The sequence below is a fragment of the Stakelama flava genome (genome assembly GCF_019351405.1).
GTDB classification, from domain to species: Bacteria; Pseudomonadota; Alphaproteobacteria; order Sphingomonadales; family Sphingomonadaceae; genus Sphingomonas; species Sphingomonas flava_A.
The window spans coordinates 17590-34478 of sequence record NZ_JAHWZX010000014.1 but is presented as its reverse complement, the minus strand read 5'-3'; the positions used below and the strand labels follow the sequence as shown (position 1 = coordinate 34478).

Genomic DNA, 16889 nt, shown 5'->3' with positions numbered 1-16889 from the left:
ATGAATGACTGAAGTCGATTATTACGAGCTGCTCGGCTGTACGCGTGACGCCGATCATGGGACGATCAAATCGTCCTATCGCAAGCTGGCGATGAAATACCATCCGGACCGCAATGGCGGGTGTGAGGAAAGCGAAGCCAAGTTCAAGGCGGTTAGCGAAGCCTATGAGGTTTTGAAGGATCCGCAAAAGCGCGCGGCCTATGACCGGATGGGCCATGCCGCGTTCAAACAGGGCATGGGCGGCGGCTCTGGCGGCGCGGATCCCGGTTTCGGCGCGTTCAGCGATATTTTCGAAAGCGTGTTCGGCGAATTCATGGGCGGGCGCGGCGGCGGTGGACGCCGTCAGGCGCGACGCGGTGCCGATCTTCGCTACGACATGGAAATTTCGCTGGCCGATGCGTTCAGCGGCAAATCAACCGAAATCACGGTCGACGTATCGGGCATCTGCACCAAATGCGACGGAACCGGGGCAAAGCCCGGAACCGCGCCCAAAATGTGCCCGACCTGCGGCGGCGCCGGCGCGGTTCGCGCGCAGCAGGGCTTTTTCGTGGTCGAACGGGCCTGCCCGACCTGTCATGGCGCGGGGCAGATCATTGCCGATCCGTGTCCCGAATGCCGGGGCGAGGGCCGGGTCGACATCACCAAGACGCTGACCGTCAATATCCCGCCGGGAGTCGACGAAGGCACGCGCATCCGCCTGTCGGGTGAAGGTGAGGCAGGTGCGCGCGGGGCGCCCCCAGGCGACCTCTATATCTTTCTGCACATTGCGCGGCACACGCTTTTCACGCGTGAGGGCACGACGCTTCACGCGCACATGCCGATCAGTTTCACCACCGCAGCGCTTGGCGGTGAAATCGAACTTCCCGGTATTGATGGCGAACCGATCGCGGTGAAGGTGCCGCCCGGCACCCAGCCGGGACGCGAGATTCGTCAGCGCGGTGCAGGCATGCCGGTGTTGCAGGGCCGTGGGCGCGGCGATCTTGTCGTGCATCTGGAAGTCGAGATGCCGCGCAAGCTGTCGTCGAAACAGCGCGAGATACTCGAAGCATTCCGCGAAACCGAAACCGGTGAGGAATGTCCGCAATCCACGGGCTTTTTCGCCAAGCTGAAACAGGCGATGGGGGCCTGAACAGCTCCCTTGTTTTTTCCAAAGCTGAAAAGAAAAATGACGATGCGAGGCCCGCCACCTCGCGTCGTCAGCGTTCGAGCAGGTCCGCCAGAATCCGGCCCATATTGGCGGCCGTATAGGGCTTTTGTAGAATCTGTGCCGATGCATGACCGTCGGGCGCCTGAAATTGCTCGCCATAGCCGGTGGCAAAAATATAGGGCACGCCCTTCGCGGCGAGCGCATCGGCGATCGGAAGGCTGGTTTCGCTCCCCAGATTGACGTCGAGCACCGCCGCGGTGAACGCCCCGTTCTCGATCTCGTTGAGCGCTGCAACCACGCCCGCCGCGACCGTCACCCGTTCCGCGCCAAGTTGCAGCAGGATATCTTCGGCATCCATCGCGATAATCAGGCTGTCCTCGACCAGCAGCACCGGGCCGGACAGAACCGGCGCGTCGCCCGGATCGCGCCGCTCGGCAAGCGTGCTGATCGGTTCCGCATGGTTTTCCGCCACTTCGGTTTCGCTGGCGGCGACGTAACGGGCGGGGATGCAGAAATCGGCCTCCATTCCTGTCAGCGGGAAACGGATATCGGCAGTGCCGCCAAGATCATAGGGGATCGAACGTTCGATGATCGTCGTCCCGAACCCCTGACGCTTGGGCGGCTGCACCGCAGGTCCGCCGCGTTCGCGCCATTCGATGAAGCAGTCGCCATATTGGTCGATCGACAATTCAACCGTGAGCGATCCGCTGTCCGAAAGCGCGCCGTATTTCGCCGAATTGGTCATCAGTTCGTGCATGACCAGCGCAAGTGTCGAAAAGGCGTGTGGGTGCAGCAATATCGGCGGCCCCTCGACCTTCACCCGGCTTGCCTTGCCGGCAAGATAGGCCGCCGCTTCGGTTTCGATCAGGCGGCGCAGCGGCGCGGGGGACCAGTTATCCTGCGTAATCTGGTCATGCGCGCGCGCCAGGCTTTCGATCCGTCCTTCCAGCAGTTTGATATAGCTGTTGAGGTCGGTGCCGGTATCATGGCTCTGGCGCACCAGCCCGCGTATCAGGCTGAGGATGTTACGAACCCGGTGATTGAGTTCCGCGATCAGCAATTCCTGCCGTTCGGACGCGCGTTGCCGTTCCGCCTGCGCATCGTCGGACAGGCGCAGCACCACTTCGATCAGCGAGGCGCGAAGCATCTCCGCGACGCGCAATTCTGCATCGGTAAACGGTTCCGACCGGCCTCGAACTTCCTCGGCCCAGGTTTCGAAACTCTGGCGCGGGGTCAGCCGTGCACCATTGGGGCCATAGCTTGCCGGCTTGTGCGGATCGCCCGCCCAGTTGACGGTGCGTACCTTTTCCTGCCGGAACAACAGGACGTAATCGCGCGGCGTGCGCGAAATCGGGATGGCCAGCAGCCCGGCCCCGACATCAGCATATTCGCGCGCCTGCGGAAGCAGATCGCCGAGATGATCGGTGGAATATACCCGGCCGGACGTCATCGCATTGAGGCGGCGGACCAGCGTAGGAATGGCCGAAGCGGGCGGGGTGGCACCGCTGGTCGCGATCTTGCCGTCGATATAAATCGCGATGCCGTCGCATGGCACCGTCTTGCCCAGCATCGACCCCAGCCAGTCAGGATTGTCGAGCAGCGTCGAATCGCCCGCCACACTCGCCAGAATGCGGTCGCTGGTCGCCCGTGCCTCGATCTCATAACGGGCAAGGGCTTCGCGCTGACGGCTTTCCAGCTTCAGCGCAAACATCTGCCCGAACAGTTCGGCGATGGAACGCCGCTCAAAATCGGGGCATCGCGGCTGATAATGGTGGCAGGCGAACAGTCCCCACAGCTTGCCTTCCAGAATGATCGAAATCGACAGCGAAGCGCCGACGCCCATATTCTTCAGATATTCGATATGGATCGGCGATACCGATCGCAGCACCGATAGCGACAGGTCGAGCGGTTCGCCCTGTTCGTCGCGTTCGGGCATAATGGCAGCCGGGGTGGCGTCCACATCGGCGATCACGCGGAACGGTGTGCGGACATACAGCTTGCGCGCCTGCTGCGGAATGTCGCTCGCCGGATAGCGCAGCCCGTGGAAACTGCCGATACCGGACCGAACCGCTTCGGCCGCGACCGTGCCCGATCCGTCGCGATCGAACTGATAGACCATCACCCGGTCGAAACCGGTGAGCGCGCGTACCTGACGCGCGCCTTCGCGCAGGAAGTCGCTGATCTTGTCGGTCGCGTCGAGCCGCGCCATCATCGCGCGAATCGTGCTGGCGGTGTCGGCATCGGGTGTTTCGGCGGACGGCTCGCCCTCCAGCACGATCGTGCCGTCGGTCATGTGCAGTGCAAAGTCATAGCGCGGCCCGCCGGTGCGCAGTGCCAGCCCGAACAACCGTTCGACCGCGTCGGGGCCGCGCAGCAGCGTCAACCGGTTGCGAATGGCATGCAGTGTTTCGGCCGCCATATGGTCGGACATCGGCGTGCCAAGAATATCCTCGGCTTTTACGCCCAGAAAATCGGCAACGTTCACCGATGCGCGTTTGATCAGCCAGTCGCTGGACAGCGCGATCAGAAAACCAAAAGGCTGGATCGCCCCCAATTGGTGAATGGGTTCGCGATCGCAATTGGTAAGGTCAACTTCGAAATCGGCGCTCGACACAGTTACTCTTTCAAAAGCCATTTCCTGCCCGCCGTTTCGAACGATCCGAAGACCGCGCGCGCGGCATCAATGGCGATCGCCAGTTCCGAAGGGCGGCTGAGCAGATAGTCTAGCGTGCCGAGCAGCCCCCGCCAATGGCCGGATGGTTGATCTGCATCAAGATAGGACGTTGGAAAGTCGTCTGGTACTTGTCTGGCAAGAAAACGTCCGCCCAGTCTTGACCCTTCCAGCACATATACTGACCCGGCGATTGTCGCGTTTCGAGACGTTTCTTGCGAAAGCATGTTGGTAAGAAACGGCGGCGCGGTGGCGATCTGCGCACCGCCCATCGCTTCCAGATCGGCGATCAGCGCAGACCCCCGTCTGCGCGCGGCCCAATCGTCCAACAGTGATGCCGCCCCGGCATGATCGAGCGCATCCTCAAGCGGAGGCAGTATTTCGGCATGCGCGGCGAGGAAGCGGCGATATCCATCGGCCTCATCCAGCGCGAACCCGGTGAACAGCCCGTCGAGCCGTTCATGCTCCTCGCGCGTGCCCTCGCGCAGCGCCTTGTGCGCGGGGTTCAGCCGAATATCCTTCCGAAAATCGTGTCGACATGTTTGAAATGATAATCGAGGTCGAATTTCTCCTCGATTTGCTGCGCGCTCAGCGCGCCGGCCACTTCGGGATCGGCCTTCAGCAACTCCATCAGCGACAATTCACCGTCCGATTCCCATACCTTCATCGCGTTGCGCTGAACCGCGGCATAGGCGTCCTCGCGGCTGAGCCCAGCTTGGGTGAGCGCGAGCAGCACCCGCTGCGAATGCACCAGGCCGCCCATCCGGTCGAGATTCCTGCGCATCCGCTCAGGATACACGACCAGCTTGTCGATGACGCCGGTAAGCCGGGCGAGCGCGAAGTCGAGCGTGATGGTCGCGTCGGGGCCGATATAGCGTTCGACCGAGGAGTGGGAGATGTCCCGTTCATGCCACAGCGCGACATTTTCAAGCGCGGGGGTGACATAGCCGCGCACCATCCGGGCAAGGCCGGTCAGATTTTCGGTCAGCACCGGGTTGCGCTTGTGTGGCATCGCCGATGAACCCTTTTGACCGGGCGAAAAATACTCTTCCGCCTCCAGCACTTCGGTGCGTTGCAGATGGCGGACTTCGGTCGCCAGCCGCTCGATAGACGAGGCAATGACGCCCAGCGTGGCGAAGAACATCGCATGCCGGTCACGCGGAATGACCTGGGTGGAAATCGGTTCGGAGGTCAGACCCAGTTTCGCCGCGACATGTTCCTGCACGCGCGGGTCGATATTGGCATAGGTGCCCACCGCACCCGAAATCGCGCAGGTCGCCACATCCTTGCGCGCCGCGGCGAGCCGTTCGCGATTGCGGGCGAATTCGGCATGCGCCTGCGCCAGTTTCAGGCCAAAGGTCACCGGCTCGGCATGAATGCCGTGGCTGCGCCCGATGGTGGGCGTATATTTATGCTCGATCGCGCGTCGCTCCAGCGCCTCCAGCAGCGCTTCCAGATCGGCGTCGAGGATTGCCGCCGCCCGGTCGAGCTGTACGGCAAGACAGGTGTCGAGCACGTCGGACGAGGTCATCCCCTGATGCAGGAAGCGCGCCTGCGGACCGATCTTTTCGGCGGCATAGGTCAGAAACGCGATCACATCGTGCCTGGTCACCGCTTCGATCTCGTCGATTTTGGCGACGTCGATCGGTTCCATTGCGCCATTGTCGAGCGCGGCCATGATCGTATCTGCGGCCTCGACGGGGATCATGCCCACATCGCCCATTGCCTGAGCGGCATAAGCCTCGATCTCGAACCAGATGCGATATTTGCTCTCCGGCTCCCAGATCGCGGTCATGTCCTGTCGGGCATAGCGGGGTACCATTGTCGTTTTTCCTGCCTGTGAAGATGAAGCCAAAGGCCGCTATCACCAGCCAACGGGCGCATCAATCGGCTTGTTCCGCAAAGCCGGGGCGGGGCGCCCGAATCCTTTCATCGCAACAAAGTAACGAGTCCGCGTTGAAACGCCGTTAATTCATGATGATCTGAAATGTTTATACGGATCGTATGGACGGTTTTCCGGTTATTGTTTCGACTCTTCCCGGCGCATGTTTTCGCGGGAGGAAGTATTGAAGGAGTTTACCGATGTTGAAAGCCGTTCTTCTCGCCGGAGCCTTTGCCGTTTCGGCGCCTGCACTTGCGCAGCAGACCACTCCGCAGACGACGCCTCCCACAAGCGACGCGCAGCCTGCGCCCGACCAGATGGCACCGGAAAATGAAATGTCGCCACAGGATCAGACCACGCCGGACACGATGACGCCCGATGACAGCGCGACGCCCGATGACGGTATGGCCCCCGATGACGACATGACCCCGGATCAGGGAATGGATGACGAAACCGCGCCGAACGAACCTTCGACGCAGCCCAAGGCGATGCCCAGTCCCAACGCGACTCCGCAGTCCGACGAGCCGGGCAGCGATCCCGGTCCGGGCCGCTGATTTCAGCCAATCATCCGGCGATCATAAGCCGGTTCGCCAACAGCGATCGATAGCGGGCCGCCGGTTTTCCGGCGGCCCGTTTCGTATGCACCGCTGGCGGGCGGCCGATGGAAATTCCTAGATCAGTCCCATGGCACGCAGACTGCTATGCCCTTGCGTTCCGATGATGATGTGATCGTGAACCGCGATGTTCAATCGTTTGCCCGCTTCAGCGACGGCGCGCGTGATTTCGATGTCGGCGCGGCTCGGCGACGGATCGCCCGACGGGTGGTTGTGCACCAGAATGATCGCGGCGGAACCAAGGTCGATCGCGCGGCGGATGACCTCTCGCACATGCACAGGGGCTTCGTCGATCGATCCTTCGCCCATCAATTCGTCGCGGATCAACATGTTGCGGGTGTTAAGGTGAAGCACCCGCACCCGCTCGATCGGATGGTGCGCCATTTCGGCGCGAAGATAATCGAGAAGCGCCTGCCAGTTGCTGAGCACCGGCCGCTCGGCGACATTGGCGCGCAACAGGCGGATCGCGGCGGCGTGAACGATCCTGATCGCCGCGACCGAGGTGTCGCCCATGCCCGGCACCCGTCGGATCGCATCGGCATCGGCGGTCAGCAGTCCGGCCAACCCGCCGAATTCGCGCAGCAACGCCTTGGCAAGCGGTTTGGTGTCCCTGCGCGGAATCGCGAGCGCGAGCAGATATTCGACCAGTTCATGGTCGAGCAGCGCATCGCCGCCATTGCCCAGCAGCCGTTCGCGAAGCCGCGCGCGATGGCCGGCACTGTCTTCGGCGGGAACCCCCATCGCAGCAGCCATTACGCACCGGCGGCGCTTCGCGCAATCGCGCGCTTGACGCCGCCTTGCCGGAAGGCAACGGTGCCCGCGTGAGTTGTTGGAACGCGGCGTGAGCGCACAATCAGAGACGGAGCCCGACGCGGGACAGGGACGGCGCGTGCCGCGAATGCCCCGTTTCGCGCGGGTGCTTGCCATTATCGCGGTAGTGGTCGCAACCGCGCTGGCGATATTGTGGCTTCAGCGCAAACCCATCGCAAACAGCTTCGTACGCGACGAATTGCGCAAGCGCGGCGTTCAGGCGCGCTACGATATCGCCGATCTGGGCGTATCGCGCCAGCGGCTGGAAAATGTCGTTATCGGCGATCCTGATTCGCCCGATCTCGTTGCCGACTGGGTCGAACTATATACCGATCTCTCCTTTTCGGGGGCGCAGGTGACGGGAGTCAGCGCCGGCCATGTTCGCATCCGGGGCAAGCTGGTCGACGGCAAATTGTCGCTTGGGTCTATCGACCGGTTGCTTCCCGCGTCATCGGGCAAACCCTTTTCGCTTCCTGCTCTATCCGTCGACGTCGCCGATGCGCGGATGCGCCTTGAAACGCCTTATGGCCTTGTCGGACTGAAAATGGCCGGGCAGGGAAAACTCAATGACGGATTTACCGGCAGACTGGCGGCGGTGTCGCCGCGCCTGGCAGTGGGCGATTGCGAGGCGCAGCGAATCGCGGTGGCGGTGAAGCTGAGCGTCGCCGACGATCGCCCCTCCTTCGCCGGGCCGGTTCGTGCAGGGCGCGCGCAATGCGGCGATATAACCGCCAGCGGCCTTGCCAGCGGCATCGACGCAACGCTCGGCGAACGGCTCGATCGGTGGAAGGGGCAGGCGACGGTGAAGCTGGACCAGGTGGCTGCGCCGCAGGGCAGCGTGAGCGGGTTTGGCGGCACCGTAACATTTGATGGCGGTCCGCAGCGAACCGAAGGTACGGCGGAACTGCAAAGCGCCGATTTTGAAAGTCCGTCATTATCGGGTGCCGGGGCAAAGCTGGACGGCCGCTATCGTCTGGGCAGCGCCGGCAACCGTTTCGCCGGCAGCGTTTCAGTGCAGCAGGCGAATCTTTCGCGCGCTCTGCTTGCCCGCGCCGATGCGCTGGGCACCACGGCCAGCGGCACACCGGTCGCGCCGCTGCTCGCCAGACTGGGCCATTCGCTCGCACTCGCCGGACGCAAGGCCGATATGGCGGGCGACCTCGTGGTGGAGCAGAGCGGAAAGAACGGTTTCCTTATCCTTCATCGCTCCAGCCTGCATGCCGCAAGCGGGGCCGACGCTACGCTGTCCGGCGGGGAAGGGGTGCGCTATCGCTGGAGCGACGGGGCGATGACGCTCAACGGGCTGGTCAGCACATCGGGCGGGGGCCTGCCCGATGCGGCGGTCCGGCTCAGCCAGCGTGCCCCCTATACGCCGGTTACAGGAACAGCGGTGATTGCGCCCTATCGGGCGGGCGATGCGCGGATCGACCTGACCCCGGTCCGGTTCAGCGCCGCCCCAGATGGCAGCACCCGGCTTTCGACCCGACTGACGCTGTCGGGGCCGCTCGGCGACGGGCGCGTCGACCGGCTCAGCCTGCCGCTCGACGCCGATTGGGATGGCGGCACCCGGCTGACCGTGAATCGCGCCTGCGTACCCGCTGGGTTCGACCGGCTCGCAATCTCCGGCCTGGTGCTCGATTCCGCACGCGTTCGGCTGTGCCCGAACGGCGATGCGCTGGTCCGCCTCGCGGGGGCTAAGCTGTCGGGCGGCGCACGGATCGCCGCGCCGCAACTTACCGGACGGATCGGCGGCACGCCGCTTACCCTCGCCGCCGGAAACACCGAATTCCGCCTGACCGATACCGGCTTTGCACTTGCTGATGTGAAGGCGCGGCTGGGCAGCGAAGCGAGCATGACCCGGATCGATGCCGCGACGATCACCGGCCGGGTGAATGGTTCTGTCGTCGCAGGCGGCTTTACCGGCGGGGCGGGGCAAATCGGCAATGTGCCGCTCGCCATGTCGGACGCGGCGGGTGACTGGCGGCTGGAAAACGGGACGCTCACGCTCGACGGCGGGCTGACCGTCTCCGACACGGCAGCATCGCCGCGTTTCAAGCCGCTGGCAAGCGACGATTTCCACCTGACGCTGGCCGGCAGCGATATTATCGCCGGGGGTACGCTGAAAACCCCGGATACGGACGTGAAGGTGACCGATGTCACGCTGACCCACGATCTGAACTCGGGCGCGGGGCATGCCGATCTCGCCATGCCGGGCATCACCTTTGCGCCTGACGCGCTTCAGCCCACCGATCTCACCAATCTGGCGCTCGGCGTCGTCGCCAATGTCGATGGCACGCTGACGGGCATGGGGCATATCGCCTGGGGCCGGGAAGGCGTGACGAGCACCGGCGATTTCCATACCGCGGGGACCGATCTCGCCGCCGCATTCGGAACAGTCAGCGGGCTTTCGACCGATTTGCATTTCACCGACCTTTTGGGGCTGGTATCCGCGCCCGATCAGGTCGCGACCGTGGCGGAGATCAATCCCGGCATCGTCGCGCGCGATGGCGAATTTCATTACAAGCTGCTCGGCGAACAGCAGGTGCGGATCGACAGCGGGCACTGGCCGTTCGCGGGCGGTGACCTGACGCTCGATACGACCGTGCTCGATTTCGGTGGAGAAAAGGACAAGCGGCTGACCTTCCACGTAAAAGCGATGGAGGCGGACCAGTTTCTGCAACAGTTCGATTTCGACAATCTGAACGCTACCGGGACATTCGACGGCGTGCTGCCGATGATTTTCGACACTGAAGGCGGGCGAATCGAGGGCGGGCATCTCGATTCGCGCAAGGGCGGGTCGCTCGCCTATGTCGGGGAAATAGGGCAGAAGGATCTGGGCTATTGGGGCAATGTCGCCTTTCAGGCGCTTCGTTCGCTGCGCTATGACGAACTGTCGATCGACATGAACGGGCCGCTTGCGGGCGACATGATTACGCAGATTCGCTTTTCGGGCGTGAAGCAGGGCGAAGGCGCGAAGCATAATTTCCTGACCGACCGGATCGCGAAGCTGCCCTTCCTCTTCAATATCCGGATCAAGGCGCCGTTCCGCCAACTGATCGATTCGGTGCAGTCCTATTACGATCCTTCGCGTCTGATCGAGCGTAATCTGCCGACTCTGCTCGAACAGCAGAATGACGCGGCCGGGGATGCAAAGACGGAAAATGGCGGCGATGCCGAAAGCGAAGCGGGGGCCCGAACGAATGTTCAGGCGGGCGAAAGCAGGGATATGCAATGATGCGGACAGGATTGATGAACGATAATGCGGAGCGCGGCGGCCGGAATGCCGTGATGATGTCGGCGGCGCTGATCGCCGGGCTGGTTTCGATCGGCGGGTGCGTGACGATCAACGCACCCGAAAAACCGATCCAGATCGACCTTAACATCAACGTGACGCAGGAAGTGGTATATCGACTCGATAACGAATCGAAGAATTTAATCGAGGACAACCCGGATATTTTTGGCGGATCAGGATCATGATGAATAAAATCGCTCTCGCGCTCGGTATCGGCGCTCTTGCCGCCGGCGGCATCGCCGCGCCCGCGCTGGCGCAGTCGATGAGCTGGCAACAGGCGAAGAGCCAGGGACTCGTCGGAGAACAGCCCGACGGCTATCTGGGCATTGTCGGCAGCGCGACGGCCGAGCTGCGCAAGATCGTCAACGACGTGAACATCAAGCGCAAGGCCGCCTACACCCAGAAGGCGCAGGCTAATGGGGCCACGGTCGAACAATTCGCCTTCACCACCGGCTGCAACCTAATCGCGCGCACTGATCCCGGCGAAATGTACCAGACGCCGTCGGGTGCTTGGAAAAAGCGCGGCAGCGGCGCGCCCGATCGCGACCCGCGTTGCGCGTAAGTCTTTGACGGTGCGCGACCCCCGGCTTTTCGCCGTTTGAGGCGGGGCCGGGGCATATTGTGACGCCCGCGCGGTTCGCGCTGGTGTTGACTCGGTTGTTACCCCTTTCTAAACCGGCGCCGCATCAAGGGCGCGGGTCCACGATGCTTTGTGTCGTCGCGCTGAACGCGACGGCATTTTTCATATCAGGATTACAAGACGTTGGCAGACGAAGGCCGGAACGGAACCGACGACCTCGACAAGCGCATCGCCGATGCGAAGGCGGCGCATATGCAGCGTTCGAAGGTCGATCACGCGGCGGAAGGGCGCGCGGAAACGCGCGGCTGGGCCGTGGGGATCGAATTTGTCGGTGCCGTCATCGTCGGCGCGGTCATCGGTCTCTTGCTCGACAAGTGGCTGAACACCGCACCGTGGCTGATGATCGTCTTCCTCGTTCTGGGTTTCGCCGCCGGCTTGCGCCGCGCGATGTCGACGTCGAAGCAGTTCGACACCGATCTCACCACCGACCGATAGGGCCCTGAAGACCCATGTCCGCCAACAATCCGATGGAACAATTCGCGATCCGCACGCTGCATCCGCTCAGCGTGTCCGGATACGATGTTTCCTTCACCAATTCCGCGCTGTGGATGCTTGTCGCGCTGGTCGTGATCGCCGCGTTCATGGTGATCGGCACGATGAAGCCGACGCTGGTTCCCGGCCGCTGGCAGGCCGCGCTGGAATATGTCTATGACTTCGTGGTCGGCGTGGTCGACGAAAATGTCGGGTCGAAGGGCAAGGCCTATGTCCCGTTGATCTTCTCGGTCTTCGTGTTCGTGCTGGTCTGCAACCTGCTGGGCCTCGTGCCCTGGGTAGGATCGTTCACGCCGACGAGCCATATCGCGGTGACGCTGGCGCTGGCGCTGATCGTGTTTCTGATCGTCGTGATCGTCGGGCTGGTCAATCACGGCCTGCACTTCTTCACCTTTTTCTGGCCCAAGGGGATGCACCCCGCGCTTGCGCTGTTCATCATGCCGATCGAGGTGGTCAGCTTCCTGGTACGTCCGTTCACGCTGGCCATCCGGCTGTTCGCCAACATGACCGCGGGGCACGTGCTGTTGAAGGTGTTCGGCACCTTCGTGGTCGCGCTTGGATCGTTCGGCGCGCTTCCCTATGTCTTCGGCATCGTACCGCTCGCGGTGAACGTGGCGCTGTCTGCGCTCGAACTGCTGATCGCGCTGATCCAGGCCTATGTGTTCGCACTGCTCGCTTCGATCTATCTGAACGACGCGATCAACCTTCACTAATTTCAACCACTGACTTCACGAAAAGGGTATCAACATGGACGCAGAAGCAGCAAAGTTCATTGGCGCCGGTCTTGCGGCGATGGGTGCGGGTCTCGCCGGTATCGGCGTGGGCTACATCTTCGGTTCGCACGTCCTCGGCGCGTTCCGCAATCCCGAAGCCGAACCGCGTATCGCCGGCCGCCTGTTCCTGGGCTTCGCCGTGGTTGAGGCGCTCGGCCTGATCGCGGCGGTCGTCGCGCTCTACCTCGCATTTGCGGGCTGAGCCGACACCGACTGCAACCGCATCTGTAAGGTCTGACCCATGCCTCAATTTGAACCGGCGAATTTCGTGCCCCAGATGGTTTGGCTCGTCGTTGCGTTCGCGATTCTCTATTTCGTGATCGTGCAGACGACGCTGCCGCGCCTGGGGCGGACGATTGATGCTCGTGAAAAAAAGGTGATGGGCGACCTTACGTCCGCCGAACGTGCAAAGGCCGAGGCCGATCACATGCAGGCGGAATATGAAGCCGGCGTCGCCACTGCGCAGGACAAGGCGCGCGCCCGGGTGGCCGAAGCACGCGCCGCAGCCGCGCGGGAGATCGAGGCGAACAACGCCGAGACCAACCGGATGCTTCACAGCAAGGTCGAAACTGCTGAAGCAGCGCTCGCCGAACGCCGCGCAAAGGCGATCGGGGAAATCGAGGCGGTCGCCGCCGAAGCCGCCGGCGATATCGTCGAGAAACTGACCGGTTCACGCCCCGATCCCGCTGAAACGCAGGCGGCGGCGCGCGCGGCGCTGGCTTGACGAGGCGATCATGATCAATAGTGAACATGTCGTGGATACGATCGACGCGCATCAGGCGGTGGCGCATGGCGCCCATGGCCCCGAACTTCTCGGCTTCTCAGCAGAGGGATGGGTCTATTGGGGCGTCACCATCTTTCTTTTGCTGGCGATCTTCGTCTTCAAATTCCCGAAGCTGATCGCAAAAGCGCTGGACGACAAGATCGCCGAGGCGCGCCGCCAACTCGACGAGGCGCAATCGATCCGGTCGGAAGCCGAAGCGCTGCTGGCCGAAGCGAAACGCCGGCATCAGGCAAGCGCCGGCGACGCCGATGCGATCCTGGCCCATGCGCAGGACGAGGCGAAGGACATCGTCGCCAAGGCGCATGCCGATGCCGAGGAACTGACCAAACGTCGTCAGAAGATGGCGGAGGACAAGATCGCCGCCGCCGAACGTCAGGCGATTGCCGATGTTCGCGCCAAGGCGGCTGATGCAGCAGCGCTTGCGGCGGGCAGGGTGATTGCCGCGAAGCATGACGTTGCCGCGGACCGCGAAATGGTCGACCGGACGATTGCGGGGCTGGGCCGGCTCAACTGATCGGTGCGGCGGGGCGCGTGATCGCGTCCCGGCTTTCAGTTCGAACGATTGTTTTTGCGCGAGCGCCGCTGCCTGGGCTAAAACAGTCCGGGCCGGCGCTTTCGCTTTTTTGCCGGCGGGTAGAAAGGTATCGCCATGTCCCTGCGTATTGCCGCATCCGCGCTGATCGCATTCGCCATCGCCACGCCTGCCGTGGCGCAGACCGTGCCCGACGAGACGCCGGCCCCGCAAAGCGGACTTACCCTTGCGTTGTTCGACCTGGATACTCCGATCGGGACGCTGATCGCCGATGAACGCGCCCGTGCGGTGCTCGACAAGCATCTGCCCGGGCTGAGCACCGACGAAAACCTCGACAAGTTCAAACAGATGAGTCTGCGCGAATTTCAGCCCTATACCGGCGGCAAGCTGACCGACGCCATGCTGGAACAAGTGGGCAAAGACCTTCGCGCCATCCACTGACGGGCTTATCAACGCCGCCCGCCTGCGCCATGGTGGCGCGATGATCCGCTGCATTATCGTCCTGCTGCTCGCGCTTGCGGCCATGCCCGCCACCGCGCAAAATGCCAGCACCCCCGCGCCGCAGGCTTCGCCCGCCATTTCCACCGAAGCGGTGAGCGATGCGCAGGATCGCGAGGTCGCGGCCCGCATCCGCGCCATTTTCGCACAGATCGAATCGCTCCGTTCGGTGCGTGTCACCGTGGCGTCGGGGGTGGCCACGCTTTCCGGATCTGTGGCGGGCGCGGCGGATGCCGAACGCGCCGGGGCGATCGCCGAACGCGTATCGGGCGTGGTTACGGTGCAGAACGATATCGACCGCGATTTGGCGGTGCAGCAGAATCTGTCGCCCGCGCTGGGCCAGTTCGGTGCCGATCTGCGCGCGCTGTTGCGAGCGCTGCCGCTGCTTGCCGTCGCGGTCGGTATCGCCGCGCTGATCGCCGCGCTGGGCTATCTGCTTGCCGGGCGGAACCGTTTCTGGCGCTGGATCGCGCCCAATATCTTCCTGGCCGAATTGCTGCAAACCTCGATCCGCTTCGTCTTCGTCGTTCTGGGGCTGGTAGCGGCGCTTGAGATACTCGGTGCGACCGCGCTGCTCGGCGCGGTGCTCGGCGGGGCGGGCGTGATCGGCATCGCACTCGGCTTCGCGGTACGAGACACGGCCGACAATTACGTCTCCTCGCTGATGCTCAGCCTGCGCCAGCCGTTCCGCGCGAACGACCATGTCGTGATCGAAGGGCAGGAGGGGCGCGTGCTTCGCCTCACCTCACGCGCGACGATCCTGATGACGCTCGACGGCAACCATCTGCGCATCCCCAACAGCACCGTCTTCAAGGCGGTGATCCTGAACTATACGCGCAATCCCGAACGCCGCTTCGAATTCGACCTCGGCGTCGATGCCGATGACGATCCGGTCGATGCGATGGGCGTCGGCCTCGCCGCGCTGAACGGCCTCGACTTCGTGCTCGACACGCCGCGCGCCAGTGCGGTGATTCAGCAAGTGGGCGATTCGAACATCGTGCTTCGCTTCTATGGCTGGGTCGATCAGACGCATACCGACTTCGCAAAGGGGCGAAGCCTCGCCATTCAGGCGACAAAGGCGGCGCTGGAAGCGGCGGGCTTCGCGCTTCCCGAGCCGATCTATCGCCTGCGCTTCGACGAAGGCGCACCGCTGCCGCTCGCCCGTGCGCAAGCGGCGGAAACCGTTCCCGCAAAGCCGCGTACGGCAGCGGGGAAGCGCGATGCGACCGACACGCGCCCTGAAACCCATATCGAAAAACTAGTCGCCGAAGAACGCGCTGGGGACCGCGAAACCGATCTGCTCGATTCAACCAAACCGATCGAGTGAGCGGCATCACGGCGTAATAGTACGCAGCGTCCTCTATGCCACGCCGCATTGACCTGAACGCATCGCATCATAAACATTGCGAAACCCAAAGGGGCGCGGCAATCCAGTGACGCGCGCATAAAACCGCTGGTTGATGGATCGCCGCGTCGCTACGCTCCTCGCGATGACGATGACGCGATGAATCACTCGGCATAAGTGGGCCGGCATGCCCTTTGCCGCTGGCGATTTATTGCTTATGGCCCGCGCGATGTACTGGACCGTCCTCGGCATCGCCGTCATCACCGAAATCTGCTGGGCGCTCAGCCTGAAATGGGCGGGCACCGTCGCCACGTGGCAGGCCTCCGCCGTGCCCATCATCCTGTCGTTCGTGAATATGGGCCTGCTCGCCTTCGCGATGCGCGGCCTGCCCGCCGGAACCGCCTATGCGGTGTGGACCGGCCTCGGCGCGGTCGGCGTCATCATCGGCGGCGTGATCCTGTTCGGCGACAGGGTCGGCACGGTTCAGGCAATTTTCATGGGCCTTACCGTTATCGGCGTCGTCGGCACGAAGCTGTTCGCGCAAGGGTGATCATCGGAAACGCCGGGTAAAGCCGCCCAGTATCTCGATATCGGGCGTATCGCGGGTAAGCCCGATATAGCTCGACAGGTCGAATTGCGTGTCAGCGTCGCTTTGCCACGCGCCGAGCAGGTCGAGGCTCCCCTGCGTGACATGCCCCGCCGGGTCCTCGTCCCGCATCGCCCAAAGTTCGCCGGTCAGCGTGACGCCGCCGCCGACATCCTTGGATACCGCGCCAGCGCCCGAATAGGCGAAATGCCGCCCGTCGCCATCCTCGTCGGCGCGGGCGAACACCCCCGGCGTCGCGGCAAGGCTCCAGCCGTCCGAAAGCGGCAGATCGACCGGCGTGAAAAGGCTCGCAGACCAGGTGCCCTGGCTCACGTCATGCGCACCCAGCGGCAGCGTGACCCCCGGCATCAGCGCGAGCGAAGGCCCACTCTCGCTACCATCGATCGCTAGATAGCGCGCCGACAGCCCGACATCGCCGAACCCGTCCGCGACGCTCACCGCGCCGTCGCTGCGGGTCCGGTCATGGATATAGGGGGTGACGGCGACGCGCACCTCCACCCGGTCGGCGACGCCGTAGCGCAGCAGGCTGTCGCCGAAGAGGATCATATCCTCCGTCTCGCCAGCCTGATGGTCGTGCGACCAGTCCGCGATGCTGGTTTCCACCTGAAAATTGCCCGGTGCCACGACACAGGTCGGGCTGGCCTTGCCCGGCCGGTCCGGACACAATTCGGGCGGATCGCCGTCCTGCGCGCTGGCGATGGCGGGGGCAAGCATAAGCACAAGCGGCAGCGCGACAAGGATCGACCGGTTCATCCCGCGCCAAACGCCGCCCGCCCCCGAAAAGTTGCCGTAAGAGGCGGCG

At 63.4% G+C, this 16889-nt stretch carries 19 protein-coding genes; 14 read left to right on the top strand and 5 right to left on the bottom strand.

The window, feature by feature from the left end:
• Positions 1–4: 4 nt before the first annotated feature.
• Complete coding sequence (gene dnaJ, locus KY084_RS13365) at positions 5–1129, top strand: molecular chaperone DnaJ (RefSeq protein ID WP_219238977.1); 1125 nt, start codon at positions 5–7, stop codon at positions 1127–1129.
• A gap of 67 nt (positions 1130–1196) precedes the next feature.
• Here dnaJ and KY084_RS13360 read toward each other — a convergent pair whose 3' ends face one another.
• Both KY084_RS13360 and KY084_RS13355 read right to left on the bottom strand, forming a co-directional pair.
• The gene (locus KY084_RS13360; protein WP_343228023.1) at positions 1197–3761 is read right to left on the bottom strand and encodes an HWE histidine kinase domain-containing protein; all 2565 of its coding nucleotides are present in this window, start codon (positions 3759–3761) and stop codon (positions 1197–1199) included.
• Between the two features lie 2 nt (positions 3762–3763).
• Entirely contained in the window at positions 3764–4147 is a 384-nt protein-coding gene (locus tag KY084_RS13355) for a biliverdin-producing heme oxygenase (protein WP_246587139.1), read from the bottom strand.
• Positions 4148–4165: 18 nt separating this feature from the next.
• On the opposite strand from KY084_RS13355, the gene KY084_RS16410 reads away from it, so the two are divergent.
• Complete coding sequence (locus KY084_RS16410; RefSeq protein WP_246587138.1) at positions 4166–4369, top strand: hypothetical protein; 204 nt, start codon at positions 4166–4168, stop codon at positions 4367–4369.
• On the opposite strand, the gene purB is transcribed toward KY084_RS16410, so the two are convergent.
• Positions 4324–5640: an adenylosuccinate lyase gene (gene purB, locus KY084_RS13350; RefSeq protein WP_219238975.1), complete on the bottom strand. Its 1317-nt coding sequence runs from the start codon at positions 5638–5640 to the stop codon at positions 4324–4326. The genes KY084_RS16410 and purB overlap by 46 nt on opposite strands.
• A gap of 260 nt (positions 5641–5900) precedes the next feature.
• Between purB and KY084_RS13345 the strand changes: the two genes are divergently transcribed.
• Positions 5901–6254: a hypothetical protein gene (locus KY084_RS13345; RefSeq protein WP_219238974.1), complete on the top strand. Its 354-nt coding sequence runs from the start codon at positions 5901–5903 to the stop codon at positions 6252–6254.
• A gap of 117 nt (positions 6255–6371) precedes the next feature.
• Here the strand turns inward: KY084_RS13345 and radC are convergent, their stop codons facing one another.
• Positions 6372–7067: a RadC family protein gene (radC, locus tag KY084_RS13340; RefSeq protein ID WP_246587137.1), complete on the bottom strand. Its 696-nt coding sequence runs from the start codon at positions 7065–7067 to the stop codon at positions 6372–6374.
• 88 nt (positions 7068–7155) lie between these two features.
• Here radC and KY084_RS16710 point away from each other — a divergent pair, with 88 nt between their 5' ends.
• The 11 genes from KY084_RS16710 (at position 7156) to KY084_RS13285 (ending at position 16030) form a co-directional block, all read left to right on the top strand.
• The gene (locus KY084_RS16710) at positions 7156–10359 is read left to right on the top strand and encodes an intermembrane phospholipid transport YdbH family protein (RefSeq protein WP_219238973.1); all 3204 of its coding nucleotides are present in this window, start codon (positions 7156–7158) and stop codon (positions 10357–10359) included.
• Positions 10356–10601, top strand: coding sequence for a YnbE family lipoprotein (locus tag KY084_RS13330; RefSeq protein WP_343228022.1), 246 nt, complete (start codon positions 10356–10358; stop codon positions 10599–10601). The genes KY084_RS16710 and KY084_RS13330 overlap by 4 nt, the downstream gene beginning before the upstream one ends.
• Positions 10598–10978 (top strand): YdbL family probable chaperone protein, encoded by a 381-nt coding sequence (locus KY084_RS13325; protein WP_425516740.1) that lies wholly within the window; start codon positions 10598–10600, stop codon positions 10976–10978. Before KY084_RS13330 ends, KY084_RS13325 begins: the two co-directional genes overlap by 4 nt.
• A 201-nt stretch (positions 10979–11179) precedes the next feature.
• Positions 11180–11491 carry an AtpZ/AtpI family protein gene (locus KY084_RS13320; protein ID WP_219238972.1) on the top strand — a complete coding sequence of 104 codons (312 nt, stop codon included), beginning with the start codon at positions 11180–11182 and terminating at the stop codon, positions 11489–11491.
• Positions 11492–11505: 14 nt separating this feature from the next.
• The gene (locus KY084_RS13315) at positions 11506–12261 is read left to right on the top strand and encodes a F0F1 ATP synthase subunit A (protein WP_219238971.1); all 756 of its coding nucleotides are present in this window, start codon (positions 11506–11508) and stop codon (positions 12259–12261) included.
• A gap of 34 nt (positions 12262–12295) precedes the next feature.
• Positions 12296–12523: an ATP synthase F0 subunit C gene (gene atpE / locus KY084_RS13310; RefSeq protein ID WP_219238970.1), complete on the top strand. Its 228-nt coding sequence runs from the start codon at positions 12296–12298 to the stop codon at positions 12521–12523.
• A 39-nt stretch (positions 12524–12562) separates the two neighbouring features.
• Positions 12563–13045 (top strand): F0F1 ATP synthase subunit B family protein, encoded by a 483-nt coding sequence (locus KY084_RS13305; RefSeq protein WP_219238969.1) that lies wholly within the window; start codon positions 12563–12565, stop codon positions 13043–13045.
• Between the two features lie 10 nt (positions 13046–13055).
• On the top strand, positions 13056–13619 hold the full coding sequence (locus KY084_RS13300; RefSeq protein ID WP_219238968.1) for a F0F1 ATP synthase subunit B family protein: 564 nt from the start codon (positions 13056–13058) through the stop codon (positions 13617–13619).
• Positions 13620–13754: 135 nt separating this feature from the next.
• The gene (locus KY084_RS13295; RefSeq protein ID WP_246587136.1) at positions 13755–14078 is read left to right on the top strand and encodes a hypothetical protein; all 324 of its coding nucleotides are present in this window, start codon (positions 13755–13757) and stop codon (positions 14076–14078) included.
• A gap of 40 nt (positions 14079–14118) precedes the next feature.
• On the top strand, positions 14119–15462 hold the full coding sequence (locus KY084_RS13290; protein ID WP_219238967.1) for a mechanosensitive ion channel family protein: 1344 nt from the start codon (positions 14119–14121) through the stop codon (positions 15460–15462).
• A gap of 247 nt (positions 15463–15709) precedes the next feature.
• Entirely contained in the window at positions 15710–16030 is a 321-nt protein-coding gene (locus KY084_RS13285) for a DMT family transporter (protein WP_219238966.1), read from the top strand.
• Here the strand turns inward: KY084_RS13285 and KY084_RS13280 are convergent, their stop codons facing one another.
• On the bottom strand, positions 16031–16840 hold the full coding sequence (locus KY084_RS13280; RefSeq protein WP_219238965.1) for a transporter: 810 nt from the start codon (positions 16838–16840) through the stop codon (positions 16031–16033).
• Positions 16841–16889: the final 49 nt, after the last annotated feature.